Below are 9853 nucleotides of genomic sequence, written 5' to 3' on the forward strand. Positions count from 1 at the left end.
GCTGAAAGTGGTCTGGTGCGCGGCGGCCCATGATACCGGGTGACAAGCCGTAGCGGGTTTTCCCTGGGGCTAAAGGCGCGAGTTGCTGGTGCTTGTGGCTGCAACCTCGCCTGATCCGGTGGGTTCGACGGCGTCATCACCGTGATCCTCGGTATCCGAATCAAACTCTTCAGATTCTACCTCAGCATCGGGTCCCTTCCATTCGCGGCCGGGTCGGTAAGCGCTGACGGGGGTCCCGGTGTGGCGGCGGCTCTGCACGATGAGGATGACCAGGCCGATCAGGATCGCGGCATACGCGGCCCAGACGTTGGTACGGATCCCGAAGTAGATCTCGCTCGGGTCCACCCGGATCGACTCGAAGAAGCTGCGCCCGAGGCCGTACCAGATCAGGTAGACGCCGAAAGCCTTGCCCCAGCGCAGGGTGAGCCTGCGTTCGAGCAGGAGGATCACGGCGACGCCGATCACGTTCCAGATCATCTCGTAGAGGAAGGTGGGGTGGAACAGGGTGCCGGCGGGCAGCCCGACCGGGTAGGCCGGGTTGGTGGTCTCGATCTGCAGACCCCAGGGCAGGGTGGTCGGCAGGCCGAATAGTTCGTGGTTGAACCAGTTGCCGAGCCGCCCCATCGCCTGGGCGACGAGCATGCCGGGCGCCAGGGCGTCCGCGAAAGCCCAGAACCGGATGCCGGACAGCCGGCAGCCGATGTACGCGCCGACGGCTCCGCCGAGCAGCGCCCCGAAGATGGCGTTGCCGCCCTCCCAGATGTACAGGGTGCGGAGCAGGTCGGCGCCGGCATAGAAGTAGTCGCCCGGGTGGGTGAGCACGTGGTAGATCCGCGCCCCGACGATGCCGAGCGGGACGGCCCAGAGGATGATGTCGAGCACCACGCCCGGTTCGCCGCCCCGGCTGGTCAGGCGGCGCGAGGTCAGCACGGTGGCGGCGATGATCCCGGCCAGGATGCAGAGGGCGTAGGCGTGGATCCTGAACGGTCCGACGTCGAAGAAGCTCCACTCCGGGCTGGGGCTCGGGATGCTCAGCAGAATAGACACCTGGTATTACCTTTCATCGTGACGACTCACTCCGGGTTGGCCGAAACCGGTGGTCGGCCCCGCAAAACTGTCGAGGCGTCGAACGACCGCCTCGGTCAACATACCTCAGACTGCGGGTCGGATGTCCCTGGCCCCGGCGGCGAGGTCGCGGGCGAGCGCCGCGACGGCGGGGACTCCCCCTTCGGCGAGGGCCTTCACCAGCGCGGAGCCGACGATGGCGCCGTCAGCGTAGCCGAGGATCTCCCGCACCTGGCTGGGGGTGGAGATGCCGAGCCCGACACAGGCACTCGTCGACCCGACCGCGCGCAGGCGGTCGATGAGAACCCGGGCCGCCGAGTCGACGTCGCTGCGGGCGCCGGTGATCCCCATCGTGGAGACGGCGTAGACGAAGCCGCGGCTCGCCTGCACCGCCTGCTCCAGCCTGGCGTCGGAGGAGGACGGTGCGGCGAGGAAGACCCGGTCGAGGCCGGTGCGGTCGCTGGCCGAGAGCCAGTCCGCGGCGTCGTCGGGGATGAGGTCGGGCGTGATCAGCCCGGCACCGCCGGCGGCCTGGAGGTCGTCGGCGAACCGGTCGACGCCGTACTGCACGATCGGGTTCCAGTAGGTCATCACCAGCACCGGGGCATCCACCTGGGCGGTGATCGCCGCGACGGCCTCGATGCCGTGGCGTAGCCGGAAGCCGCCCGCCAGGGCCTGCTGGGTGGCCGCCTGGATGACCGGGCCGTCCATCACGGGGTCGGAGTACGGCAGGCCCAGTTCGAGGATGTCGACACCGCCGGCGACGAGCGCGACGGCCGCGTCGATGCTTTCGGACAGGGTCGGGAAGCCGACCGGCAGGTAGCCGATCAGGGCACCGCCGCCCTGTTTTCGTCGCAGGGCGATGGTCGATTCGACTGTGCTCGTCGTCGTCGTCATAGCTGTGCCGCGCCCTCGTCGAGCAGGTCGAAGTATCGGCCCGCGGTTTCCATGTCCTTGTCGCCGCGGCCGGAGAGGTTCACCAGAATGGTGGCGTCCGGTCCGAGCCGTTTGCCCAGATCGAGGGTGCCGGCGAGAGCGTGTGCCGACTCGATCGCCGGGATGATTCCCTCGGTGCGGCTGAGCAGCCGCAGGGCGCTCATCGCCTCGGCGTCGGTGATCGGCAGGTAGGTCGCCCGGCCGATGCTGGCCAGCCAGGAGTGCTCCGGGCCGACGCCCGGGTAGTCCAGGCCGGCGGAGATCGAGTGCGACTCGACGGTCTGGCCGTCCTCATCCTGGAGCAGGAAGCTGCGGGCGCCGTGCAGGATGCCGGGGCGCCCCTTGGTGATAGTGGCTGCGTGCCGGAGGGTCTCCGCGCCGTCGCCGCCGGCCTCGTAGCCGTACAGGGCCACGTCGGCGTCGTCGAGGAACGCGTGGAAGATGCCCATCGCGTTGGACCCGCCGCCCACGCAGGCGGTGACCGCGTCGGGGAGGCGCCCGGTCAGGTCGAGGACCTGCTGGCGGGCCTCCTCGCCGATGATCTTCTGGAAGTCGCGCACCATCGCCGGGAACGGGTGCGGGCCCGCGACCGTTCCGAAGATGTAGTTGGTGTTCTCGACGTTGGTCACCCAGTCGCGCATGGCGTCGTTGATGGCGTCCTTGAGCGTGCGGGAGCCGGTCGTGACCGGCACCACCTCCGCGCCGAGCAGCCGCATCCTGGCCACGTTGAGGGCCTGGCGTTCGGTGTCGACCTCGCCCATGTAGACGACGCAGTCCAGGCCGAACAGGGCGGCGGCGGTCGCCGTGGCCACGCCGTGCTGACCGGCACCGGTCTCCGCGATCACCCGGGTCTTGCCGATCCGCTTGGTGAGCAGGGCCTGGCCAAGCACGTTGTTGATCTTGTGCGAGCCGGTGTGGTTGAGGTCTTCGCGCTTGAGGATGACGCGGGCGCCGCCGGCGTGGGCGGCGAACCTGGGCACCTCGGTGATGATGGACGGGCGGCCCGTGTAGGTGCGGTGCAGTTCCATCAGCTCGGCGGCGAAGGCCGGGTCGGATCGGGCGAGGGTGTACTCGTTGGTGAGTTCGTCCAGCGCCGCCACCAGGGATTCGGGGACGAATCGTCCGCCGAAATCCCCGAAGTACGGGCCTGCTTCTGCTTTGAGGGACATGTCTATACCGCCAGGAATTCAGTGAGGGTGCGGATGGGGTCGCTCGTGACGAGCGCTTCGCCGACGAGCACGACGTCGGCTCCGGCGGCACGGTAGTGCGCGACATCCGCTGCCGTCTTGACGGCGGATTCGGCGACCCGGACCACGCCGGAGGGGATCCGGTCGGCCAGCCGGCCGAACAGGTCCTGGTCGAGGGTGAAGGTGGACAGGTCGCGGGCGTTCACCCCGACGAGGCTGGCGCCGAGGTCGAGGGCGCGGTCGACCTCGTCGGCGCTGTGCGTTTCGACGAGGGCGGTCATTCCGAGTTCGCGGACGAGGTCGTGCAGGGAGACCAGGGTGGCCTGGTCAAGGGCCGCGACGATCAGCAGCACGAGGTCGGCGCCGGCGGCACGGGCCTCGAGGACCTGGTACGGGTCGCCGATGAAGTCCTTCCGGAGCACGGGAACCGTCACGGCCGAACGCACCTGCTCGAGGTCCGACAGCGAACCGAGGAAACGGCGACCTTCGGTGAGCACGCTGATGGCGCTGGCGCCGCCGAACTCGTAGGACACGGCCAGGGCGGCCGGGTCGCGGATCTCGGCGAGGGCGCCGCGGGACGGACTCGCCCGCTTCACTTCGGCGATGATCTTCACCCGGTCAGCCGGGGCGAGCGCGGACAGGGCGTCGAGGGCCGGCGGGCGCGCGAGGGCGTCCGCTTCGACGGCGGAGTACGGGCGATCCCGACGGCGGACGTCCGCGTCGGCGATCGCCCCGGCTAGCAGCTCGGAAAGCACTCGGCTAGTGGCCTTCGTGCGGCTGGGTGTCGGCTACGCCGTAGCCCACCTTGGACAGCGCCCAGCCGACGCCGAGTCCGACGACGAGCAGCGCCACCGAGGCCCAGACGAGCCAGGACAGAGCGAGGAAGAACGCCACGGTGCCGACGGCGATGGCCAGCAGCATGATGGTGACTGCGGTCCAGGCCGCAATGGAATGGCCTTCGCCAGGGTCTACCGACTCGAAGCTCATGGATCTCCTTCTGTGCGTTGACGTGCGGGTCAAGTCTAGCGGCCTGACGGTGATCGTCTTCAGCGACGAGCGGTGGGGTCTTCGCCACGGGTGAGCCCGTCCCAGTCGTCGACGGCGTCGCTCGACGGGTCGCCGGAGGCGTCGGTGGCCGCCCCGCCGGAAGCATCCGCGGCGGCGAATCGCACGGCCTGGTACCGGGAGCCGGGGCCCGGCCAGCGGCGGGCCGTGACGAGGATGATGAGGCCGGCCGCGGCCATCGCGACGCCGGCGACGAGGGCCAGGTAGGGCCAGGGCGTGGACACCGAGGCGACGACTCCGTCGGTGACGGATTCCTTGCCGGCGATCCCGGTGGCCGCGGTGATCAGGGCCGCGCTGGCCCCGGCCGGGTCACCGAGCGCGAGAGCTGCGGCGAGGCCGACCGACAAGCCGAGCAGGATTTCGAGCAGGCCGAGGACGACCCGGATGATCGGACCGGCGATGGTCAGCGCGCCGGCGAGGGCCACCCCGGCCAGGGCCAGGGCGGTCAGGCCGGGCGCGGCGGTCGAACCGGTGACCGCGAGGGTCTTCGCGGCCGAGCCGGGTTGCAGGGCGTCGGCGGTGATCCAGACCTGGGTCCAGGCCAGCAGCGCCAGGGCGCTGGCGGCGAGCACCAGCAGGATCACGGCGAGCTTGAGTCGGCGGGCGGTCACTCAGCGCACCCGTTTCATGGCGTTGGCCACGGCCACGGCCCGCAGCGGAGCGGCGGCCTTGTTCTGCGACTCCTGGTATTCGGATGCCGGATCGGAGTCGGCGACGAGGCCGCCACCTGACTGCACCCTGGCGATGCCGTTCATGATGGTGGCCGTGCGGATGGCGATGGCGAGGTCCGCGTCCCCGGCGAAGCCGAAGTAGCCGACCACTCCCCCGTAGACGCCGCGCTGGGTGGGTTCGAGTTCGTCGATGATCGCCAGGGCGCTGGGCTTCGGTGCGCCGGACAGGGTGCCGGCCGGGAAGGTCGCCCGGAACACGTCGATGGCGGTCTTGCCGGGCAGGAGATTGCCCTCCACCGATGAGACGAGGTGCATGATGTGGCTGAACCGTTCGATCCGCATGAACTCGGTGACCTCAACCGAGCCGGCCGCGCACACCTTGAGCAGGTCGTTCCGGGCCAGGTCGACGAGCATGAGGTGCTCTGCTCGTTCCTTGGGGTCGCCGGCGAGTTCGGTTTCGAAGTCGGCGTCGGTTTCCGGTGTGGTCCCGCGGGGCTTCGACCCGGCGATGGGGTGGGTGAAGACCCGGTCCTGCTGCACCTTGACCAGGGCCTCCGGCGAGGAACCGACGATCCAGTACGGTTCGCCGGTCGTGGACTCGAGGCTGAGGAGGTACATGTACGGGCTGGGGTTGAGGCTGCGGAGCACCCGGTAGACGTCGATCGGGTCGGCGGTGCAGGCCTGGTCGAAGCGCTGGGAGATGACGACCTGGAAGATGTCCCCGTCGACGATGCGCTGCTTGGCGACCTCGACCGAGGCGAGGAAGTCGGCGCGGGTGGTGCGCATCTCCGGTTCGGGCGCGGTGGACAGGTCGACCTCGGCGAGCCACGCCTCCGAGGGTGCCGCGAGGCGGGCCTGCAGGGAGTCGAGCCGCGCCTGGGCGCTCGCCCAGAGCTCGGCCGGGGTGTCCGTGCCGTCGTTGAGCACGTTCGCGATGAGCTGCACGGTGCCGTACTTGTGGTCGATCGCGACGAGGTCGGCAACGAAGCTGAACGCCTCCCCCGGCACGTCGTAGTCGGCCGGCGGCCGGTTCGGCAGACGTTCGATCTGGCGGATCGCCTCCCAGCCGATGAAACCGACCAGGCCGCCGGTGAGCGGCGGGTGCCCGGGCAGGCACGGCGTCCGCCAGCGTTCGAACAGGGCGGAGAGCGCCACCAGCGGGCCGAGCCCGGCGGCGGCGCCGAGCGCGCGGTCGGCGTCGACGCCGTAGTCGATCCAGCGGGTGTCGTCGCCCTGCTGGGTCAGCACGCCGAAGGAGGACACCCCGACGAAGGAGAACCGGGACCAGATCCCGCCCTGTTCCGCCGACTCGAGCAGGAAGCTGCCCGGCGCACCGGCGGCGAGCTTCCGGTAGATGCCGACCGGGGTCTCCCCGTCGGCGAAGAGTTCACGGATGACCGGGATGACCCGGTGCAAGGGTCCGAGCGCGGCGAACTGTTCGGGGGTTGTCGTCCCGGCCGTGGTCTCGTCGACGGCCACGGTCAGTTCACCGTTTCGGCGGAGTCGGAGGCGGAGGCGGAGGCGGAGGCGACCGGGCGGGTGCCGGTGGCGACGCCGATGCCCCGGCCGTCGAAACAGGTGTGCGTGCCGGTGTGGCAGGCGGCGCCGACCTGGTCGACCCGCACGAGGAGGGTGTCGGCGTCGCAGTCGAGCGCGGCGGATTTCACGTACTGCCCGTGCCCGGAGGTGTCGCCCTTGCGCCAGTATTCCTGGCGGCTGCGAGACCAGAAGGTGACGCGGCCCTCGGTGAGGGTGCGTCGCAGCGCCTCCCGGTCCATCCAGCCGAGCATGAGCACCTTGCCGGTGTCCCACTGCTGGATCACCGCCGGCAGCAGGCCGTCGGCGTTGAAGGCGGCCAGCGCGAGGCCGGCGTCGACGGATGACAGTGCCTGGTCGTTCATGGTGGCGCCCTCTCGTTCGGGGTTCATCGGTCGTGGGGCTGCGGTCGTCGGGCGAGGCTCATCAGCGCACCGGCATCCCGGCGGCGCGGAGCTCCCGCTTCACGTCGTCGATGGTCAGTTCGCCGTTGTGGAAGACGGATGCCGCGAGCACCGCGTCCGCCCCCGCCGCGATCGCCGGTGGGAAGTCCTGTGCCCGTCCGGCGCCGCCGGAGGCGATCACCGGCACGCGGCTGATTTCCCGCATGAGGCGAATGAGTTCGAGGTCGAAGCCGGCCTTGGTGCCGTCGGCGTCGATGGAGTTCACGAGGAGTTCCCCGACGCCCAGCTCGATCGCGGTGCCGGCCCAGGCCAGGGCATCCAGGTCGGTCTCGGTGCGGCCGCCGTGGGTCGTGACGACGAAGCCGGATTCGGTCCGGCCGCTGCGTTTCACGTCGAGTGAGAGCACGAGGACCTGCGAGCCGAAGCGGTCGGCGATCTCCCCGATCAGCGCCGGGCGGGCGATGGCCGCGCTGTTGACGCCGACCTTGTCCGCGCCGCTGGCCTGCAGCCGGGAGACGTCCTCGACGCTGCGGATGCCGCCGCCGACGGTGAGCGGGATGAACACCTGTTCCGCGGTGGCGCGCACCACGTCGTAGGTGGTGGACCGGTTGTCGACGGTCGCGGTGACGTCGAGGAAGGTGAGTTCGTCGGCACCCTGCTCGTAGTACCGGCGGGCGAGCTCGACCGGGTCGCCCGCGTCGCGCAGGTTCTGGAAGTTCACGCCCTTCACCACGCGGCCGTTGGCCACGTCGAGACAGGGAATGACCCGCACAGCAAGACTCACGATTTCCTCCGTGACAATTCTCTTACCCTGGCCCGTTGGTTAGAGGCGGGCGTTGTGGATGGAGCTGATCAGGATCGCCCTGGCGCCCAGTTCGTAGAGCGCGTCCATGACGTGGTTTGTGTTCAGGCGCGGGATCATCACCCGCACGGCGACCCAGTCGGGGTCGTGCAGCGACGACACCGTGGGCGACTCGATGCCGGGTGCCAGCAGGCAGGCATCGTCGAGCAGGGCCGCCGGGATGTCGTAGTCCATCAGCACGTACTGGCGGGCCACGAGCACACCCTGCAGCCGGCGGAGGAGCGTCGCGATTCCGGGCTTCTCGTTCTCGGAGGTGATCAGCACGGCCGTGGACTGGAGGATGACCGGGCCGAAGATGTCCAGGCCAGCCTTGCGGAGGGTGGAGCCGGTGGAGACGACGTCGGCGACGGCATCCGCCACGCCCAGCTGCACCGCGGATTCGACCGCGCCGTCGAGGGTGACGAGGGTGACCGACACGTCGTGCCGGGCGAGGAACGCCTCGACCAGGCCCGGGTAGCTGGTCGCCACGCGGAGGCCGGCCAGGTCGGAGAGGTCGCTGAAGCGGCCGGCGGGACCGGCGAAGCGGAAGGTGGAGTCGCCGAAGTCGAGGCTGGCGATCTCGTGGGCCGTCGAGCGGGAGTCGAGCAGCAGGTCCCGTCCGGTGATTCCCACGTCGAGGGCTCCGGAACCGACGTAGGTCGCGATGTCGCGCGGCCGGAGGTAGAAGAACTCGACGTCATTGAGCGGATCGGCGACGACGAGGTCGCGCGGGTCGCGGCGGCCGGTGTACCCGGCCTCGGACAGCATCTGCGCGGCGGTTTCGGACAACGAGCCCTTGTTGGGCACGGCGATTCTCAGCATGGTGTTCTTTCAGCGTTGGCGGGGAGGTGGACGGAGTCGGCCGGTGGCCTGGCCGTCACAGATGCCGGTACACGTCGGCCGGGGTGAGCCCCTTCGCCAGCATGAGCACCTGCACGTGGTAGATGAGCTGCGACATCTCGGCCGCCGTCTCCTCGTCGCTTTGGAATTCGGCCGCCATCCAGACTTCAGCGGCTTCCTCAACGATCTTCTTGCCAATGGCGTGCACGCCGGCATCAAGCTCACGCACGGTTCCAGAGCCCTCGGGCCTGGTTCGTGCTTTGTCGCTCAGCTCAGCGAAGAGGTCGTCGAATGTCTTCACTCCCCTAGGTTACTAGTGCGCGTGCCGGTGTTCGTCCGCGGCGGCGCGCAGCCGGGCGATCTGCGCGGCAGGGTCGGCGGCGTTGAACACGCTCGAACCGGCCACGAAGGTGTCGGCGCCGGCCTCGGCGGCGATCACGATGGTCTCCTCGGTGATGCCCCCGTCGACCTGCAGCCAGACGTCCAGACCGGTCTTGCGCACGGTCTCGGACAGCGTCTTCAGCTTGCGCATGGTCGACGGCATGAAGCTCTGCCCGCCGAAACCGGGCTCGACGGTCATCACCAGCACCTGGTCGAATTCGGGCAGGAGTTCGAGGTAGGGCTCGACCGCGGTGCCCGGCTTGAGGGCGATGCCCGCCCGGGCGCCGATCGAGCGCAGCTTCCGCGCCAGGCCGACCGGGTTGGTGGTGGCTTCGGCGTGGAAGGTCACCGAGAAGGCGCCGGCCTCCGCGTAACCGGGAGCCCACCGCTCGGGGTTGTCGATCATCAGGTGCACGTCGAACGGCAGCGGTGAGACCTGGGCCAGGCGGGAGACGACGGGCGGGCCGAAGGTGAGGTTGGGCACGAAATGGTTATCCATGATGTCCACGTGCACGAGGTCGGCGGTGCGGATGCGCCCCAGTTCCCGTTCGAGGTTGGCGAAGTCGGCGGCGAGAATGCTCGGGTTGATCCTGGAGGGCATGACTTCACCCTAGCCCGTGGCATCCGCCCGCCCTTCCCGCAGCCCACAGCCCGCACCTGCCCGGCGAACCGCCCGTCGAATTCGACGGAGATTTTCTCCGAAATCGCCCAAATACGCCTCTTTCTCGCCCCGGAGGCCAAAAAGTCCGTCGAATTCGACGCCGGCTAGATGAGTGAGTCCTAATGGTCGTAGGCGATGAGGGATCGTTTGTTGGGTGTTCCGAGGAACCAGTTGTGCCAGATTCCGGCGGCGAGGGCGAGTAGTCGGCCGGCGACGCGGGAGTACAGGCCCGGGATAGTGCGTCCGCCATGGTCTTCGAGGGTGAG

Annotated in this window: 12 protein-coding genes and 1 pseudogene; all 13 read right to left on the reverse strand. The window is 69.5% G+C overall.

Translation table 11 applies throughout. The features are described from left to right. Positions 1-69: 69 nt before the first annotated feature. Positions 70-1041: a prolipoprotein diacylglyceryl transferase gene (gene lgt, locus E3O48_RS04095; RefSeq protein WP_370249104.1), complete on the reverse strand. Its 972-nt coding sequence runs from the start codon at positions 1039-1041 to the stop codon at positions 70-72. Between the two features lie 111 nt (positions 1042-1152). Further along, positions 1153-1962 (reverse strand): tryptophan synthase subunit alpha, encoded by an 810-nt coding sequence (gene trpA / locus E3O48_RS04100; RefSeq protein ID WP_134537402.1) that lies wholly within the window; start codon positions 1960-1962, stop codon positions 1153-1155. After that, positions 1959-3170, reverse strand: a complete 1212-nt coding sequence (gene trpB, locus E3O48_RS04105) for a tryptophan synthase subunit beta (protein ID WP_134506668.1) — start codon at positions 3168-3170, stop codon at positions 1959-1961. The genes trpA and trpB overlap by 4 nt, the downstream gene beginning before the upstream one ends. A 2-nt stretch (positions 3171-3172) precedes the next feature. Further along, entirely contained in the window at positions 3173-3943 is a 771-nt protein-coding gene (gene trpC, locus E3O48_RS04110) for an indole-3-glycerol phosphate synthase TrpC (RefSeq protein ID WP_134537403.1), read from the reverse strand. Positions 3944-3947: 4 nt separating this feature from the next. Beyond that, positions 3948-4175, reverse strand: a complete 228-nt coding sequence (locus E3O48_RS04115; protein ID WP_134537404.1) for a DUF6704 family protein — start codon at positions 4173-4175, stop codon at positions 3948-3950. Between the two features lie 59 nt (positions 4176-4234). Further along, on the reverse strand, positions 4235-4864 hold the full coding sequence (locus E3O48_RS04120) for a Trp biosynthesis-associated membrane protein (RefSeq protein ID WP_134537405.1): 630 nt from the start codon (positions 4862-4864) through the stop codon (positions 4235-4237). Beyond that, the gene (locus E3O48_RS04125) at positions 4865-6403 is read right to left on the reverse strand and encodes an anthranilate synthase component I (protein WP_134506675.1); all 1539 of its coding nucleotides are present in this window, start codon (positions 6401-6403) and stop codon (positions 4865-4867) included. 2 nt (positions 6404-6405) lie between these two features. Beyond that, positions 6406-6825, reverse strand: coding sequence for a phosphoribosyl-AMP cyclohydrolase (gene hisI, locus E3O48_RS04130; RefSeq protein ID WP_134537421.1), 420 nt, complete (start codon positions 6823-6825; stop codon positions 6406-6408). 61 nt (positions 6826-6886) lie between these two features. Beyond that, complete coding sequence (hisF, locus tag E3O48_RS04135; protein ID WP_134506679.1) at positions 6887-7648, reverse strand: imidazole glycerol phosphate synthase subunit HisF; 762 nt, start codon at positions 7646-7648, stop codon at positions 6887-6889. A 39-nt stretch (positions 7649-7687) separates the two neighbouring features. Further along, positions 7688-8527, reverse strand: coding sequence for an ATP phosphoribosyltransferase (gene hisG / locus E3O48_RS04140; RefSeq protein ID WP_134506681.1), 840 nt, complete (start codon positions 8525-8527; stop codon positions 7688-7690). Between the two features lie 55 nt (positions 8528-8582). Beyond that, positions 8583-8846, reverse strand: a complete 264-nt coding sequence (locus E3O48_RS04145; protein ID WP_134506683.1) for a phosphoribosyl-ATP diphosphatase — start codon at positions 8844-8846, stop codon at positions 8583-8585. A gap of 12 nt (positions 8847-8858) precedes the next feature. Next, positions 8859-9527, reverse strand: coding sequence for a ribulose-phosphate 3-epimerase (gene rpe, locus E3O48_RS04150; RefSeq protein WP_134537406.1), 669 nt, complete (start codon positions 9525-9527; stop codon positions 8859-8861). A 179-nt stretch (positions 9528-9706) separates the two neighbouring features. Continuing rightward, positions 9707-9853 (reverse strand): annotated as a pseudogene (locus E3O48_RS04155) (IS982 family transposase); the annotation flags it as partial.

This window comes from Cryobacterium sp. HLT2-28 (genome assembly GCF_004402495.1).
Lineage (GTDB): Bacteria > Actinomycetota > Actinomycetes > Actinomycetales > Microbacteriaceae > Cryobacterium > Cryobacterium mannosilyticum.

Excerpts from the sequence above, each read along its gene's own strand:
- hisG (WP_134506681.1), bottom strand. The coding sequence starts at position 8,527 with ATGCTGAGAATCGCCGTGCCCAACAAGGGCTCGTTGTCCGAAACCGCC.
- rpe (WP_134537406.1), bottom strand. The coding sequence starts at position 9,527 with ATGCCCTCCAGGATCAACCCGAGCATTCTCGCCGCCGACTTCGCCAAC.
- E3O48_RS04115 (WP_134537404.1), bottom strand. The coding sequence starts at position 4,175 with ATGAGCTTCGAGTCGGTAGACCCTGGCGAAGGCCATTCCATTGCGGCC.
- trpB (WP_134506668.1), bottom strand. The coding sequence starts at position 3,170 with ATGTCCCTCAAAGCAGAAGCAGGCCCGTACTTCGGGGATTTCGGCGGA.
- hisI (WP_134537421.1), bottom strand. The coding sequence starts at position 6,825 with ATGAACGACCAGGCACTGTCATCCGTCGACGCCGGCCTCGCGCTGGCC.
- trpA (WP_134537402.1), bottom strand. The coding sequence starts at position 1,962 with ATGACGACGACGACGAGCACAGTCGAATCGACCATCGCCCTGCGACGA.